This window comes from Necropsobacter massiliensis, assembly GCF_000827595.2.
Lineage (GTDB): Bacteria > Pseudomonadota > Gammaproteobacteria > Enterobacterales > Pasteurellaceae > Necropsobacter > Necropsobacter massiliensis.
The window spans coordinates 370,348-386,778 of the sequence record NZ_LN776183.1; the positions used below are offsets into that span (position 1 = coordinate 370,348).

Annotated in this window: 12 protein-coding genes and 1 other RNA gene; 9 read left to right on the plus strand and 4 right to left on the minus strand. The window is 47.8% G+C overall.

Annotated elements, in window-relative coordinates; translation table 11 throughout:
- Positions 1 to 3 precede the first annotated feature (3 nt).
- Entirely contained in the window at positions 4 to 939 is a 936-nt protein-coding gene (locus BN3349_RS05605) for a KpsF/GutQ family sugar isomerase (RefSeq protein ID WP_040976361.1), read from the minus strand.
- Between the two features lie 92 nt (positions 940 to 1,031).
- Here BN3349_RS05605 and rnpB point away from each other — a divergent pair.
- Positions 1,032 to 1,433, plus strand: an RNA gene (rnpB, locus tag BN3349_RS05610) — RNase P RNA component class A.
- Between the two features lie 50 nt (positions 1,434 to 1,483).
- Here the strand turns inward: rnpB and dld are convergent.
- Positions 1,484 to 3,175, minus strand: coding sequence for a D-lactate dehydrogenase (gene dld, locus BN3349_RS05615; RefSeq protein WP_040976362.1), 1,692 nt, complete (start codon positions 3,173 to 3,175; stop codon positions 1,484 to 1,486).
- A gap of 105 nt (positions 3,176 to 3,280) precedes the next feature.
- Entirely contained in the window at positions 3,281 to 3,727 is a 447-nt protein-coding gene (matP, locus tag BN3349_RS05620) for a macrodomain Ter protein MatP (protein WP_040976363.1), read from the minus strand.
- 144 nt (positions 3,728 to 3,871) lie between these two features.
- On the opposite strand from matP, the gene BN3349_RS05625 reads away from it, so the two are divergent.
- Together BN3349_RS05625 and fabA are read left to right on the plus strand one after the other, a co-directional pair.
- Positions 3,872 to 5,653, plus strand: coding sequence for an AAA family ATPase (locus tag BN3349_RS05625; RefSeq protein WP_040976510.1), 1,782 nt, complete (start codon positions 3,872 to 3,874; stop codon positions 5,651 to 5,653).
- A gap of 198 nt (positions 5,654 to 5,851) precedes the next feature.
- A complete protein-coding gene (gene fabA, locus BN3349_RS05630) occupies positions 5,852 to 6,382 on the plus strand; it encodes a 3-hydroxyacyl-[acyl-carrier-protein] dehydratase FabA (RefSeq protein WP_040976364.1) in 531 nt (176 codons plus the stop codon).
- Positions 6,383 to 6,460: 78 nt separating this feature from the next.
- Here the strand turns inward: fabA and ybaK are convergent, their stop codons facing one another.
- Positions 6,461 to 6,934 carry a Cys-tRNA(Pro) deacylase gene (ybaK, locus tag BN3349_RS05635; protein WP_040976365.1) on the minus strand — a complete coding sequence of 158 codons (474 nt, stop codon included), beginning with the start codon at positions 6,932 to 6,934 and terminating at the stop codon, positions 6,461 to 6,463.
- A gap of 61 nt (positions 6,935 to 6,995) precedes the next feature.
- Here ybaK and BN3349_RS05640 point away from each other — a divergent pair, with 61 nt between their 5' ends.
- The 6 genes from BN3349_RS05640 (at position 6,996) to cobB (ending at position 16,431) form a co-directional block, all read left to right on the plus strand.
- Positions 6,996 to 7,970: an oxidoreductase gene (locus tag BN3349_RS05640; RefSeq protein WP_245853747.1), complete on the plus strand. Its 975-nt coding sequence runs from the start codon at positions 6,996 to 6,998 to the stop codon at positions 7,968 to 7,970.
- A 168-nt stretch (positions 7,971 to 8,138) separates the two neighbouring features.
- Positions 8,139 to 9,449 carry an NCS2 family permease gene (locus BN3349_RS05645; protein WP_040976366.1) on the plus strand — a complete coding sequence of 437 codons (1,311 nt, stop codon included), beginning with the start codon at positions 8,139 to 8,141 and terminating at the stop codon, positions 9,447 to 9,449.
- Positions 9,450 to 9,512: 63 nt separating this feature from the next.
- Complete coding sequence (locus tag BN3349_RS05650; RefSeq protein ID WP_040976367.1) at positions 9,513 to 9,869, plus strand: DsrE/DsrF/TusD sulfur relay family protein; 357 nt, start codon at positions 9,513 to 9,515, stop codon at positions 9,867 to 9,869.
- A gap of 186 nt (positions 9,870 to 10,055) precedes the next feature.
- Entirely contained in the window at positions 10,056 to 13,703 is a 3,648-nt protein-coding gene (recB, locus tag BN3349_RS05655; protein WP_048736325.1) for an exodeoxyribonuclease V subunit beta, read from the plus strand.
- Complete coding sequence (gene recD, locus BN3349_RS05660) at positions 13,703 to 15,721, plus strand: exodeoxyribonuclease V subunit alpha (RefSeq protein ID WP_040976369.1); 2,019 nt, start codon at positions 13,703 to 13,705, stop codon at positions 15,719 to 15,721. Before recB ends, recD begins: the two co-directional genes overlap by 1 nt.
- A complete protein-coding gene (cobB, locus tag BN3349_RS05665; protein WP_245853753.1) occupies positions 15,691 to 16,431 on the plus strand; it encodes a Sir2 family NAD+-dependent deacetylase in 741 nt (246 codons plus the stop codon). Before recD ends, cobB begins: the two co-directional genes overlap by 31 nt.

Below are 16,431 nucleotides of genomic sequence, written 5' to 3' on the forward strand. Positions count from 1 at the left end.
ATGTTAGCTCGAAAATTCAATTAAACCGACCACTTGATTATTATCATCTACCGCAACCAGAGAGTGAATTTTATGCGCTTTCATAAAGTTTTCCGCTTCTGCCAGATAAGTGTTGTAATTAATGCTCTTCGGATTGGATGTCATCAGATTCTGCGCGGTTTTGTTCAGCGTTTGCGCGCCGTTGGCTGTTAGCGCACGGCGAATGTCGCCGTCGGTGATGATGCCTTTCAACATGTTATCTTGCATAACCAACGCGACGCCCATACGTCCTTCGTTCATTATGGTCAAACAGTCGGTAAAGCCGGTTGTCGGTTGGACTATCGGCAGGCGAGTTTGCATTTGATCTTTCACTCGGCACAGTAAACGGCGACCCAAACTGCCACCCGGGTGAAACTTGGCAAAGTCGGCGGGGCGGAAATTGCGTGCGGTAATCAGTGATACCGCCAGCGCATCGCCCAATGCCAGGGTTATCAGGGCGGAAGTGGTGGGGGCAAGGTTGTTCGGACAGACTTCGCGTTCCACCGTAATATCCAGTACATAATCGGCATGTGTTGCCAGCGTGGAATGTTTGTTGCTGGTTAGGGCGATAATCTTATTGCCGAAGTTTTTCAGACTGGGGATCAGTTTGTTCACATCATCGGTTTCGCCGCTGTAAGAAATCAGCATCACGATGTCAATCGGTTTGAGCATACCTAGATCGCCGTGAAAGGCTTCGGTTGGATGCAAAAAGAAGCTCGGCGTACCGGTAGAAGCGAACGTGGCGACCATTTTCTTGCCGATTAAGCCTGATTTTCCAATTCCGCCGACGACCAAACGTCCTTTGCAGTGCAGAATAAGATCTACTACGTCATTGAAACTGTTGTCCAAATTCCGGCTTAATTGAGCCAGCGCATGTTCTTCAACCCGCAGGGTATCGCGAGCGATTTGTAAGTAATCCATAGTCTGATCCTTAATCAAAAAAGTGCGCTCATTTTAACCCATGTTAAACTTTAACTCTATATTTTCTATCGGATTTACGTTATACTGCGCGCCGAGTCGGTCAGACAATCGCTGGTTTATTGAAAGCCCTTAACCGTTTGAAGTGAATATGAATAACGACCTAGCGGGACAAGTAAACGAGAGGAAAGTCCGGGCTACACAGGGCAGAGTGCCGGATAACGTCCGGGAGGCGCGAGCCTACGACCAGTGCAGCAGAGAGCAGACCGCCGATGGCTCGCAAGAGATCAGGTAAGGGTGAAAGGGTGCGGTAAGAGCGCACCGCGTGAGTGGCAACATTTCACGGCTGGGTAAACTCCACTTGTAGCAAGACCAAATAGGAACTCAATGAGTGTGCCCGCTCAGAGTTCGGGTAGGTCGCTTGAGCGTTTGTGTAAATAAACGCCTAGAGGAATGATTGTCCGCGACAGAACCCGGCTTACCGACCGACTCAATTTATTCGGAGAAAAGCCTTTCGACAGCTGTCGGAAGGCTTTTTTGCTGCTGGTTACGCCCAGTGTTTTTTCTTGGATGTCTGACCGATTCCCGGATTGAAACTGTTAGTTGGATCCAGCGTTTGATAAAACTTGCGCAGTTCGGGCTTCGCCTGATACAAATGCCCCACATTGTGTTCCGCCGGATATTGTGCGCCGCGCTTATCCAATAATGCCAGCATTGCGTGTTCCAGCGCCATACAGTCATTACCTTTTTTAACAATATAATCCTGATGAAACACATGACACATAAAATGACCGTAGTACAGTTTGTGGCTGAGTTTGTTTTCGATTTCCGGTGGCAGTGTTTCAAACCAATCCTGATCATTACGGCGCAAAGCCACATCAAGGGCGACAATATCTTCTACCGTATCGCCGTGCACCGCACGGTAGCGCACCGCAGCGGAAGCCACGGCAAAACGGTGCAGCATCGCCGCCTGCGTTTCAACCGCATCGCAACGGAAATAATCGCCTTTAGTTTGAGCGGAAAAATAGCGCTGTAAATAGTCTTCGGCTTCCTGTACGCCGCTGCCGCCCATTTTAATAATCAAATGATGTTCATATTGATGACGGTAATCCCACAGGCGTTTAGGCAAATGTTGCGGTAATAATCCGGACAGTTTTTGTAGCAGTTTATCGCTGAAATCGCGCGGCAGAAAACGCAGCTTTTTGGCAATCCGATCAGTTTTGGCTTTCAGCGCAAATAGTTTCGGTAATCGGTGCGTACCGAATTTTTTGATCACCCAAAACGTATCTTTGCCGTATTTCGCCGCCATATCAAAAGCATCGCGATGAATATATTCGCCGGAAATCGGCAGCTGGGTGAAATTTGCCAACATATAACGGCGAATGTCGTTCAGTACCGTAGTTTGGTTGGTGCCGATATAAAAAACGGCGGTTTCTTTTTCCAATGGAAAGGTATCCAGACGAACGGCGAAAACGGCCAGTTTTCCTGCACAACCGGAGGCTTCATAATGTCGCGCCGGATCGGCATTAAAACGAGCCGGACTGGCTTCGTCAATTTGGCGCACGTGTTGACAATAGGCATGGTCATGACCTTTGCCGCAATTTTGTGCAATATCGTCAGGTTGATAACGCCGATTTTCCAGATTGCTTAATATTTCTTCCGGCTGCTTGCCGAGCTCAATGCCCAGATGATTGTGCAATGTCAGCTCGCCTTTTGCATTTAATTGGGCATATAGCGCCATTTCCGTATAAGCCGGTCCCCGCTGCACCAGTGCGCCGCCGGAATTATTACAAATGCCGCCGATCACGGAAGCACCGATACAGGATGAGCCGATGACCGAGTGCGGTTCTCGCCCGTGAGATTTCAACTGAATTTCCAGCTCATTGAGGGTGGAACCGGGCAGGCAAACCGCCTGTTCGGCATGATTGATTAATTGGATACCGTCAATACGCATGGCATTAATAATCACAATATCCCGTTCATAATCATTGCCGTTAGGAGTTGAGCCACCGGTCAGCCCGGTATTGGCCGCCTGCGTGATCACAATAGCATCGGCGGCTACACAAGTTTGCAGCAGACGCCAGAATTCAACCAGGGTCGCAGGACGGACAACGGCGACGGCATTGCCCGTGCCAAAGCGATAACCGCTGCGATAGGGTTCGGTTTTGGCGGGATCGGTAATAATATGGGAAGCACCGACAATCTGAGTCAGGGCGGCGATCAGCTGTTGTGTTGTCATTATTTATTGTCCTTATTTTACGAATAATTAACAATATTATAACAACACAAGCCAAGAGCGGGTAAAAAATGCGATAAAAGTGTGAGACAGTTAACAAAGTTTTTGTTATTTGAGTAAATCTTTCAATCCGGCTTTCATGGCGGACATTTGATTTTCATACAGTGCCTTGCTTTCCCGCTCATCAATCATATAGGTGATGGTTTCTGACAACGTCATTTTCATTTTACGGGAATATTTTGATAATCTAAGCCAGACCGCATATTCCAGATCAATGGATTTTTTCTTGGTGGACTGTTTTTCCGCATTGAAAAAGCGTTTTCGTCTGGCGCGGATTGCCTGATCCAGTTTAACGGTTAAATCCGGCGACAGATGGTTTGTAATCCATTGTTCGATTTGCGCTGGATAATTCTGCGCGCCGGACAGCTGTGTTACGATTTCATCGCGCAAACTGCGTTCCGCATAACGGGTAATATTTTCTCCTTCACGCTGTTTCTTCATAAGGTACAGCCATTTCCAATGCGCTTCCTGATTTTCTAATTTCTGATATTTCATAATTTTTTATCCGTTGAAGTGACATTGTAACCTTGCCATAATATACGCGTTTCCTCATGCTTTTGCCAGTAAATTTTAAGTCTATTTAGTTGGGCGGAAATGTGCGATAATGCGCGTCCCGATAATAACAACCAGAGAATAGCTGTGACTTTGTCTTCTTTATCTAATCAGCGTTTAGCTTGGCAACAACTGCGTCCTGAACTAACGGTTGAGCATATTAGCGAGCAACCGGTTGATTTTTTTGCACTACAGCCGCGTGCCGCATCAGCCATTGACCAATTCTTACAAAATTCCGACCGCACTTTATTAGTGCTGAAAGCCGATGATCAAAGCGAATATGCGCCGCTGTTGGAGGCGTACATTCGTGCTCGGCAGCCCGCAGAGTTGCCGCTTTCCGGCGTGCGATATACAGTGGAACAGGGGGACAGTTTCTCTTTTCCCCGCGTGCAGGTCGAACCGGCACAACATCATGATGATAATTTTGCCGCCAAACAGTCGGTGGCAAGCGCATTATATCTTGACAACACTCGCCTATTCGGCGCCGTGCGGGTGCATCCCGCGTCACAGGATATTCAGCTTACGCCGGGGCTGGTACACCGGCTGAATAATGGCGTGCTGATTTTAAGCCTGTCCGCCTTATTATCGCAATTTGACCTATGGGTGCGCCTGAAACGGATTCTGACCGACAAGATTTTCGATTGGTATGCGCTGCATCCTTATAAAACCTTGCCTTGCGAGATCCCCGGTTGCCCGCTAAATCTCAAAGTTATTTTATTAGGCAGTCGCAATGAGCTGGCCGCGTTGGATGAACTGGACGAAACATTGTATTCCCTCGCCGATTACGCGGAAATCGACAGTTATTTCTCATTGGAATCAGATGCACGGCAACAATTGTGGGCGGATTATACCGTGCATTATGCGCGTCAACATCGTCTGCCAGAACCGACGCTGGACGGTCTGCAAAAACTTTATCAGCTGCTGGTACGGGAGAGCGAAGACTGTTATTTAATCAATATTTCGCCGTCGATGTTGAAAAATATCCTGACCGGTGCCGCCACATTAAGCGGGCATAGTCGGCTAAGTGCGGTGGATTTTGACGCCTATTTTAAACAGCAATTTCACCAACAGGGCTTTTTGCGTGAACAAACTTATGCGGATATCCTGCATGAACAGGTGTATGTGGCGACAGAGGGCGAAATCGTCGGGCAGATCAACGGATTATCGGTGATCGAATACCCCGGCACGCCGTTGTCGTTCGGTGAACCCGCGCGTATCAGTTGCATTGTGCAATTTGGCGATGGCGAAGTGGTGGATGTGGAACGTAAAAATGAGCTGGCGGGCAATATACATGGCAAAGGCATTATGATTGCCGAAGTCTGTCTGGCGAATATTTTAGATTTGCCGTCACAGTTACCGTTTTCCGCCTCTATTGTGTTTGAACAGTCTTACAGTGAAATTGACGGCGATAGCGCTTCGCTCGCCAGTTTTTGTGTGCTGGTCAGTGCGTTGGCAAATCTGCCGCTGCCGCAGTCTATCGCGATTACCGGCGCCATTGACCAGTTCGGACTGGTACATTCCGTTGGCGGCGTAAACGATAAAATCGAGGGATTTTTTACACTGTGTGAACGGCGCGGGCTAACCGGCAATCAAGGCGTGATTGTTCCTGCGGCGGTGATCAACCAGCTCAGCTTGTCGGAGGCGGTAATAAGTGCGGTGCAAAACGGGCAGTTTTCCGTGTGGGTGGTGGAGGATGTCTTTCAGACCTGCGAAATTTTATTCCAACGCCGTTTGTCGGAAGAAGAGGGCGAGCATTATACCGAGGACAGTCTGCCGTTAACCCGACTGATTAGCCGGCGTATTGAACAGCGGGCGGAGCAGCAGCAACGCTCTCGATTATGGGATATGCTGTTTCGCAGACGCGGATAGGTAAGCGTTATTATATAAAAAGGCGGTTTCAGTGTGTGATCTGAAACCGCTTTTTTATACCGTCGGCAAATCCGGAAAAAACTGATCCGATAAGTTAAGCGAACAAGTGTTAGCTGTTTTAAAATTTAAATAATCCTGCTACAATGCGGATATCTATAACCAGTAGAGTGTTATCTATAATCAGGAGAATTTAAAATAATGAACAGTTGTACACCCAATAAGAAAAGTAGTTACAGCTATGAAGACTTACTCGCCTCGGGACGCGGCGAATTATTCGGCGCGGAAGGACCGCAGTTACCGGCACCGACCATGCTGATGATGGATCGTGTAGTTGAAATGAATGAAAACGGCGGCGCTTTCCATAAAGGTTATATTGAAGCGGAACTGGATATTCGTCCTGATTTACCGTTTTTTGGCTGTCATTTCATCGGTGATCCGGTCATGCCGGGATGTTTAGGGTTGGATGCCATGTGGCAGCTGGTAGGATTTTATCTCGGCTGGGTCGGCGGCAAAGGAAAAGGTCGTGCGCTGGGTGTGGGAGAAGTGAAATTTACCGGTCAGATTTTGCCGACGGCAAAAAAAGTGATTTATCGTATCAATATGAAACGCGTGATCAATCGTAAATTAGTGATGGGTATGGCAGACGGCGAAGTGGAAGTGGACGGTCGCGTGATTTACACGGCGACGGATTTAAAAGTCGGTCTGTTTCAGGATACCTCTGCATTTTAATCATATTGCCGCAAGGCTTTTTGGCTCAAGTTTCGTTTTCCCTTTGTTGCTTGAGCCCTTTTTCTCGGCTTGAATGTTTCAGTCGACAATATCCGCGAATTCCGCATTTAGCAGCGTTGCCAGATCCTGCGGCGCCAATTCTACGCTTAATCCGCGTTTTCCGCCGGAAACGTAAATACGTTCAAACTCAAGTGCGGTCTGTGCTATTACAGTTTTTATCCGTTTTTTCTGTCCCAGCGGGCTGATCCCGCCGACCAAATAACCGGTACTTTTCTGAGCAAATTCCTTATCTGCCATTTCGGTTTTTTTCACTCCGATGGCTTTTGCCGCTTTTTTCAGATTAAGCATATTGGCTGTCGGTAATACGAAACAAGCCAGTTTTTTCTGATCGCCGTTTTCTGCTACCAATAAGGTTTTAAAGGATTGCGCTGGAGCTATGCCGAGCTTTTCGGCAGCCTCATCACCAAAGTGGGTGTTATTCGGATCATGTTCATAAGTATGTAATATAAAAGGGATTTTATGCTTTTTTAATAAATCGATTGCCGGTGTCATTGTCTTTTCTCGCGATTATTCTGTACAATACGGCGGTTATTTTACGCCGATTATCAATAGGATGGGAGAAAAAATGTTAAATATTGCCATTGCGGCCGAATTTGAATTAAGTGAAAAAATTGCGCAGGCATTAGAACAAAGTGCGTTGACAATCAGTCAGTTGACGGTCATTGAAGTGTATCCGTTTGGTGAAGAGCAGGGGATTCGCTTTAATAATAAAGCGGTGGCGCAAATTGCCGTGTCGGATGCAGATTGGTCGGCATTTAATTATGTATTTTTTGCTGGCAAAATGGAACAGGCGGCAATCCTGGCGGAAGCTGCGCAGGCAGGCTGTATTGTGATTGATCTGTTGGGCGTTTGCGCCTCATTATCGGATGTGCCGGTGGTTGTACCGAGCATTAACGATGCAGAATTAGTTGACTTGCGACAACGTAACATTGTCTCCTTGCCTGACCCGCAAGTTACTCAGGCTGCCTTGGCATTGGCACCGTTAATGCGGGAAGTTCAGTTAACGCAGATCACGATCACTTCATTATTGCCAGCGTCTTATCGGAATGCGGAAACCGTAACCCAACTGGCCGGACAAACCGCGCAGTTGTTAAACGGCATTCCGCTTGACGAGACGCAGCAACGGCTGGCGTTTGATGTGTTTCCGCTTGAAACAGCGAATTTATCTGCGCAGCTACAGCGCCTTTTCCCACAGGCGGATAATGTGGTTTTCCATTCGATTCAGGTGCCGGTTTTTTACGGAATGAGCCAATTTATCACCGCACTTTCCGATTACGCAGTGGATAGTGAACAACATATTTTGCATTGGCAGCAGGATGCGTTGCTGCAATATCATCCGGAAAATATCGTCACGCCGGTTATCAACGGGGAACACGAAAGCGATGAAAACAACGTGACGCTGCATATCAGTGCGGCAAGTGCGGTGGAAAACGGCATTCGATTCTGGACGGTTGCCGATGAACAGCGTTTCACTTTGGCCCGGATGGCTGTGAAACTGGCGGAAGCTATTTATCAGGAAGGCTACTGACTTCTGTAATACGGCGGCGGGAGACTGTCGCCTGCCGGATTTTTTTCTTTGCATAAAAACAGATCGCGGATTTGGCTTTGTTTTGCTAAAATCAGCAGGAAAAACACCTTTCTTTTAAGAATTGTTTTTCATCTTTTTTCTCAATCAATCTGGATTATGGATTAAAAAATGGAAAATCAATCTTTTCTACACAAATTCTTTAAATTAACTCAGCACAACACCACAACAAAAACCGAAATTATCGCGGGTATTACCACCTTTTTCACCATGGTATATATCGTATTTGTCAATCCGTCCGTTTTAGGTGACGCGGGCATGGATAAACAAGTGGTATTTGTGACTACCTGCCTGATTGCGGCATTCGGTACCATTGCCATGGGACTGTTCAGTAATTTGCCGATTGCGCTGGCGCCGGCAATGGGATTAAATGCTTTTTTCGCGTATGTCGTAGTCGGTAAGTTAGGCTATTCTTGGCAGGTTGGCATGGGTACTATTTTCTGGGGCTCCGTCGGTCTGTTGCTGCTTACCGTGTTTCAAATCCGTTATTGGTTAATGGCGTCTATTCCGCTGAGCTTGCGGGTAGGTATCGGTGCGGGAATCGGTTTTTTTATTTCTCTCATCGGGTTTAAAAATATGGGATTGGTGGTTGCCAATCCGGCGACCTTGGTGGCGCTGGGCGAGTTACACCATCCGCAGGTATTAATGGGGATTTTAGGTTTCTTTATTATTGTGGTGTTGGCGGCGCGCAATATTTATTCCGGCGTGTTGATTTCAATCGCGTTAGTTACCGCACTGGCATTGGCGTTTGATGACAACGTTGTGTTCAGTGGTATTATTTCCATGCCACCGAGCTTAGCGCCGGTTGTCGGTCAGGTGGATATTGCCGGCGCGCTGGATACGGCATTACTGGGGATTATTTTTTCTTTTTTGCTGGTGAATTTATTTGATTCCTCTGGTACCCTGCTCGGCGTAACTGACAAAGCCGGCATCAGCGATGAAAAAGGGCGTTTCCCTAACATGAAACAGGCGCTGTATGTAGACAGCATTAGTGCAGTCACCGGCTCTTATATCGGCACCTCAGCAATCAGTACGTATATTGAAAGCGGTGCTGGCGTTTCCGTTGGCGGACGTACCGGGATGACCGCAGTTGTCGTCGGCGTATTATTTTTGTTGACCATTTTCTTTTCGCCGCTGGCAAGTTTGGTACCACCTTATGCCACTGCGGGAGCATTGGTGTATGTGGGCATTTTGATGGCATCCAGTCTGATTCGCGTACAGTGGGACGATCTGACCGAAGCCACGCCGGCCTTTATTACCGCGGCGATGATGCCGTTCACCTACTCGATTACCGAAGGTATTGCGTTCGGCTTTATCAGCTATTGTGTGATGAAAGTCGGAACCGGTCGCTGGCAAGAAGTGAATGCGCCAGTTTGGGTGGTTGCGTTGCTGTTTATTGCAAAATTCGTATGGGTCGGTTAAATTAATCACGGACGGGCATCAGCCCGTCTTTCCATTCATCTATATATAACTAGGGTAGTTTATATGCAAAACATATTATTTATTGTCCATGCCGCGCCGTACGGCAACGAAAGTTTTTTCAGCGCCCTGCGTCTGGCATTGCAGATTCAGGAACAGCATAAAAGTGCGGTGCAAATCAAACTGTTTTTGATGTCCGATGCGGTGAGCGGTGGGTTAGCCAAACAACACCCGGCGGAAGGTTATCATTTGCAGCAAATGATTGAAATTCTGACCGCACAAGGTGCCACGGTGAAATTATGTAAAACCTGTACCAACGCACGCGGTATTACCGAATTGCCATTCGCGGTGGGCGTGGAAATCGGCACGCTGGCGGAGTTGGCAGATTGGACGGTCGAGGCTGATAAAGTGTTGAACTTTTAATCAGCGTTAATTACACACTGAATTTTATCCGGGCGGGATATAAAACAGCCCGCAAACCACAGGCTTTCCCGCCGTTAAAATAGCATGTTATTTATAGACACGAATCATGCGATGATTGTTTGGACAAGCCGTTAGTGACCAACCGAAACGAACATCAAGCCCGTGTTTAACCTTCGATATGAACAAATGATGAACCGATCCGAACCGCTTAACCCTGTTACCGTGCCGCTTAACCGCGTCAGTTTGATAGAAGCGTCCGCCGGCACCGGCAAAACGCATACTATGGCATCGTTATACCTACGCTTATTGTTGCAGGCGGGCGAAAATCACTTCGAACGACCGCTTAACGTCGAGCAAATTCTGGTGGTGACCTTTACCGACATGGCGACAGAAGAACTGCGTGAACGTATTCGCGCGCGCATACATCAAGCCAGACAGTTGTTTATTGGCTATCGCGACACGCAGGATATCGGTATTTTCGACGGCGATGATTTTTTATCGGATCTGATAACCCATATTGATGATATTGAAGCGGCGATTCGTCGCCTGACGTTGGCGGAACAGAATATGGATTTGGCGGCGGTTTATACCATCCATAGCTTTTGCCGGCGCGTTTTAATGCAGTATGCGTTTAATTCGGGTATTCATTTTAATTTGGATCTTATCACCGATGAAAGCGAGCTGTTGCAACGTATTGTCAATGAATTCTGGCGCGAACATTTTTATCCGCAACCAGTCAATATTAGCGAATTTATTCGCCGCCAATTCGTTTCGCCGGACGATTTAATGCAAAAAATCCGCGCCTATATCACCTCAGATGAACTCGTGGCGAAAATCAGCCGACCGGAGTTATTACAAATGCCGTTGAGTGCGTTTTTGGCTGATTATTTAAGTCCGCAATTGACGCGTATCAACCGTTTTAAACAGGATTGGCTGGCACAAGAACAGGCTGTTTACGAGTTGCTTGAAGAAAATAAAGCGCGGATTAAAGGATATCGTGACGATTACCTCCGTTCGCGTTTGCGTGATATTCGCAAATGGGCGGAAAACCCGGCAGACACGGATTTGCCACAAAAGCTGACCAAGTATTTTACCCAATCAGCAATTGACGCGTCCCTAAAAAACGGCGGGACGTTGAACCATCCGTTATTTCGACAGACGCAACAGCTTGTTGACGATGCCATGCCTTGTGCCGCAGCCAACAGTGCGATTGTGCTGTATCATTGCATCGGTGCGATACGCCGTAAGCTGATTGATTACAAAGCACATCATAACCAAAAAGGTTTTGATGATTTACTGCGGCTGGTGCGCGACGCGCTTTATGCGCCGACCGGCGATGAGCTGGCGCAACTTATTCGCTATCAGTATCCTTTTGCCATGATCGACGAGTTTCAAGATACCGATGCGCAGCAATATCAGATTTTTTCCCGTGTTTATATTCAGGCTAAATCACCGCACAGCGGATTTATTATGATCGGTGATCCCAAACAGTCCATTTATAAATTTCGCGGCGCGGATATTTTTACCTATTTGGCGGCATCCCAACAGGCGGACAATCGCTTTACGCTGGAATATAACTGGCGCTCGGGACAAGCGTTGATCGACTGTGTCAATGGGATCTTCGATTTTTCGCCGATGCCGCCGTTTTTATTCGATAATATTCGTTTTTTGCCGGTAAAAGCTGGGAGAGGCAGCGCACCTTTTGTCTTAAACGGCACGTCTGAACCGCCGTTACGTGCCTATATTGCGCAAACCGGCGAACGAACGGCGCTTGCCCGAGCCTGCGCCTTGTCTATCTGGCATTGGTTACAAAGTGCGGTGGAAAATAAAGCCGTTATTGAACAACGCCCGTTACTGGCGAAAAATATTGCCGTGCTGGTGAGAAACCGTCATGAGGCGGAGCTGGTTAAACACGAATTGCAGCAACTTGGCGTAGCGTCGGTTTATCTGTCCGACAAAAGCAATGTGTTCGACAGCCCGACGGCGCGTGATATGGCGCTAATTCTAACCGCCTGTTTGAATCCGTTAAATGAACGGTCGATTTTAAATGCGATAGCGACTGGGCTATTCGGCTTAAGCGCCGCCGAGATTTATCGCATCAGACAAGAAGAAACCCAGTGGGAACAAACGGTGGAACAGTTTGTAGCCTATCGCCGACTTTGGCAGGCGCAAGGCGTGTTAGCTATGTTGCACCGTCTGCTGCTTGACTCTCCGCTTAGCGAACGATTATCGGCGGCAGTTGGCGGCGAGCGTATCGTGACGGATTTTCTGCACTTGGCGGAATTGCTCCAGCAGGCGAGCCGGTTAAATGAAACCGAGGCGGCATTATTGCGCTGGTTTGAAAAACAGTTGCAAGGAACGCAACGGTTACAGGAAATTATTCGTTTGGAAAGCGAACGCGAACTGGTGAAGATCGTCACGATTCATAAATCGAAAGGGCTGGCTTACGATCTGGTTTGGCTGCCTTTTATCGCGATGCCAGCAAAAGAAAGCGGCAGAAAAACCGATGTCCATGCCATTAATACCTACTATTGCGCAGCGCAGCAACAGGTCGTCTGGGATCTGGAAGGCAAACATCAAGAGGCGGTCATCAAAGAAAATTTGGCGGAGGAAATGCGTCTGTTGTATGTGGCGTTGACGCGGGCGAAATATCAGGTGGTGATGGGGCTGCCAGCAGTCTTTGAGGGAAAATGGAACGCTCTGCTGTACGCGCTGAGCGAAGGTGAAATCGGGCAGAATTTAACTTTTAAAACGCCGCAGTATCAGGCACGAGTCCTGCTTGAACGTTTGCAGCATAAAGTTGGCGCGCACCACATTGTGCTGCAAGACGCCGCGACGTTGACCGGCGGTGAAGCGCTGCATTTGCCTGTTGCCGCAGAGCCGCTGGCTCCCGCCGAATTTCATGGAAAGATTGAATATAACTGGCATGTCACCAGTTTCAGCGATATAGCTCACAAGCATGAATATTTCAGCATGCGGCGCGAGCAAGTAGACGAAGGGCAAAGTGCGGTGGAAATTCCCCAAGTTTTTGATACTGCCAAAGATTATGATTTTCTTCCGCCTGCGCCGCCGGAATTAGTCGAAACCTCGGCGGAGGCAAATTCGTTGCATGTTGCGCAAGATTATCCGCCGGGGTATTCTCCTTTTGCTTTTCCGCACGGTACGCAGGTGGGAACCGAACTGCATCGTTATCTGGAAAAAAACGATTTTAATCATCCGTTAAATGAACAAAACATACGCCGGCTTTGTCATCGTTTACAACTGGACGACAATTGGCTTTCACCGCTACGGCAGTGGTTGACGGCAATTATGCACACGCCGCTGCCGGTAGTCGGTCAAGCGCTGACCCTGGCAAACATTGACAGCCGAGCCTGTATAAAAGAAATGCCGTTTTATCTGAAATTAAGCCGTGATTTTGATGTCGCCGCGTTTAATCGAGCATTAACCCGATATCACCATTTGCCTTGTCAGCCGTTAATATTTAACCGTATTAAAGGCATGCTGCGCGGCTTTATTGATTTAGTATTTCGGCATGACGGCAAATATTATTTAATGGATTATAAATCGAATTTATTAGGCAACAACGCCTCATATTATGTGGTGGAACATGTACGGCAAGCCATACTGAACAGCCATTATGACTGGCAATATCTTCTGTACAGCGTGGCGTTGCACCGTTATCTCAAACAACGTGATGCCGATTACGATTATGAGCAACATTTTGGCGGAGTAATTTACAGCTTTCTACGCGGCATGAACGGTAAAGACACGACAGGTGTGTATTTTGATAAACCGGAGTCGCGTTTAATTGAGGAATTGGAGAAATTATTTTAATGCTGGCGATTTTATCTCAATTAAAACAACAAGCGTTGATTAGCGCGGGCGATTATTATTTTGCCAAATTGATCGCCGATAAGCAGCAGCCTTTCGCTTATCCGCAAGAGGTACAGAATCTGGCTATCTTGCTGGCTGCGCTATGTAATTTTACTTATCAGCAGGGGCATACTTGCTTGCTGCTGGACGACAGTCTTCACCACAATTTGTTTTTTTTGCCTTACAGCGAACGGCATTTTCTCGATCAGATAGCACAAAAAATCAATGCGCTGCCAGTCAGTCGTTGGCAGAGTGCCTTGGCGGGACATATTGCGTTCAGCGACCGACCGATGGAAAAAAATGCACCGTTGGTATTTCAATATGACGCCTTATATTTTTACCGTATCTGGCAGGATGAATACCGCGTCGCACAATATCTGACAAGTGCGGTTAAAAATGCTGGCGAAAATCCGTCTTCGCTTGAAATGACGAATATTGCGCATGTTTTAGCGCGTTATTTTCCAACCGAGGAATCAAGCAGCGCACCGAATCGGCAGAAAATCGCGGTCGCTATTGCGTTGCACAAACCGTTTTGCCTGATTAGCGGCGGGCCCGGCACCGGAAAAACCACCACGGTTTCCCGCGTGTTGCTGAGTTTACAAGAGCTGAATCAATGTCGGCTGCGCATAAAATTAGCCGCACCAACGGGGAAAGCTGCTGCGCGTCTGAGCGAAAGTATCGGGCAAGCGTTACGGAATTTATCGCAATTTGTCTTGTTTAAGCCAGATCCCGCATTGCAGAATGCGATACCGACACAGGCGGAAACCATTCATCGCTTACTAGGCGTGCGCCCGTTCAGCGAGAAGACCCGTTATAACCGCCAAAATCCGCTGCCGGTTGATATATTGGTGGTGGATGAGGCATCGATGATTGATCTGGCTTTAATGGCAAAATTGCTCCAGGCGTTAACACCGCAGACCAAGCTGATTTTGTTGGGTGATAAAGATCAGCTGGCATCGGTGGAGGCGGGCGCCGTGCTGGGAGAATTAGGTAAATTTGTCGGACAGGGATACAGTGCGGCGTTGACACAATATTTACGGCACACCGTTGATGAACGTCTCGCTGCCGCCGCACGGGGGAATCCGATGCGTGATTGCCTGTGTAATTTGGTGGTGAGCCGTCGTTTCGGCAGCAAGCCTTATATCGGTCAGTTGGCGGAGGCAGTAAATCAAAGGCAGGCGGCACGCAGCTGGGGATTATTTGCCGAACATTGTGATGTTGTCACAAATGCCGAACGGCAAATTGAACTGATAGATTTCGATGCGCATTTGGAAGATCGATCAGCAGAACGAAATACGCCGATTTACCGCAAAGCCTGCATTAATGATGTGGTACAAAGTGCGGTGCAAAATTACACTGAATATCTGCGGGAAATCAAACAAATGACATTAGCGCCAAAAGTGCTGGACGATAAAAAGCTGGCTGATATTTTTAAGCTGTTTAATAAGGTGCGCTATTTGACTGCGTTACGGGTCGGTGAATTTGGCAGCGAAACCTTAAACCAATATATCGCAGAGGGTTTGCGCCGACAAGGTTGGCTGGAGTTTAACCAAAGCCGAGACTGGTATGTGGGCAAACCGATTATGATTACCGAAAATGATGCGAATGTGGGACTGTTTAACGGTGATATCGGTTTATATCTGGTGACGCAAGATAAAAACGGCGAGGTTAAAGGACGTTTCTGGTTTGAAAACGGCAACAGCGAATTGCCCAGCCGCATTCCGAGCCATGAACCGGCTTTCGCGATGACAGTGCATAAATCGCAGGGTTCGGAATTTAATCATACTTTTCTTATTTTGCCGCCGGAACCGAACCCGGTGCTATCCAAAGAGCTGGTTTATACCGGCATTACCCGCGCAAAAGAAAAAATTACCGTGTTTGCCAATCGATTAAGCTGGGAATATGCCGTCGGCACCGAAACCAAACGGCAAAGCGGATTAGGGCATTTATTGCAAGATATGTTAGGGGAGGAAGCATGAAACATGCGCATATCGTCATACTTACTGGTGCGGGTATTTCCGCCGAGTCGGGAATTCGCACTTTTCGTGCCTCTGATGGTTTATGGGAAGAACATCGTATTGAAGATGTGGCAATGCCGGAGGGATTCCAGCGCAACCCGACATTGGTACAGCGTTTTTATAATGCACGCCGCAGAAAACTGTTTGATCCCGCTATTCGACCGAATCCCGCTCATGTTGCGTTGGCGCAACTGGAACAACAATTAGGCGAGAATTTGCTGTTGGTCACGCAGAATGTGGATAACCTGCACGAACGCGCCGGTTCGAAAAATATTATCCATATGCACGGCGAACTGCTGAAAGTGCGCTGCACTTGGTCGGGACAAATTTATGATTGGGCGCAGGATATTACGCTCGACACGCGCTGCCGATGCTGTACGCCGCCGCGTTCTTTACGCCCGCATATCGTTTGGTTCGGCGAAATGCCGCTGGAAATGGAGCGAATTTACACCGCACTTGAACATGCCGATTATTTTATCGCTATCGGTACGTCGGGCAACGTTTATCCGGCAGCGGGATTTGTGGACGCGGTGCCGAATCACTGTCAAACCGTTGAACTGAACCTGGAACCGAGTTCGGTCGGCTCGAAATTTAAGCAAAAACGTTACGGCAAGGCAAGTAAAATTGTGCCGACGTTTGTAGAAGAACTCATGAAACATTTGTCGCACTAA

What these genes read in the sequence shown, in the direction of transcription:
- BN3349_RS05605 (WP_040976361.1), bottom strand. Translation starts at nt 939, where the DNA reads ATGGATTACTTACAAATCGCTCGCGATACCCTGCGGGTTGAAGAACAT.
- dld (WP_040976362.1), bottom strand. Translation starts at nt 3,175, where the DNA reads ATGACAACACAACAGCTGATCGCCGCCCTGACTCAGATTGTCGGTGCT.
- matP (WP_040976363.1), bottom strand. Translation starts at nt 3,727, where the DNA reads ATGAAATATCAGAAATTAGAAAATCAGGAAGCGCATTGGAAATGGCTG.
- fabA (WP_040976364.1), top strand. Translation starts at nt 5,852, where the DNA reads ATGAACAGTTGTACACCCAATAAGAAAAGTAGTTACAGCTATGAAGAC.
- ybaK (WP_040976365.1), bottom strand. Translation starts at nt 6,934, where the DNA reads ATGACACCGGCAATCGATTTATTAAAAAAGCATAAAATCCCTTTTATA.
- BN3349_RS05640 (WP_245853747.1), top strand. Translation starts at nt 6,996, where the DNA reads ATGGGAGAAAAAATGTTAAATATTGCCATTGCGGCCGAATTTGAATTA.
- BN3349_RS05645 (WP_040976366.1), top strand. Translation starts at nt 8,139, where the DNA reads ATGGAAAATCAATCTTTTCTACACAAATTCTTTAAATTAACTCAGCAC.
- BN3349_RS05650 (WP_040976367.1), top strand. Translation starts at nt 9,513, where the DNA reads ATGCAAAACATATTATTTATTGTCCATGCCGCGCCGTACGGCAACGAA.
- recB (WP_048736325.1), top strand. Translation starts at nt 10,056, where the DNA reads ATGATGAACCGATCCGAACCGCTTAACCCTGTTACCGTGCCGCTTAAC.
- recD (WP_040976369.1), top strand. Translation starts at nt 13,703, where the DNA reads ATGCTGGCGATTTTATCTCAATTAAAACAACAAGCGTTGATTAGCGCG.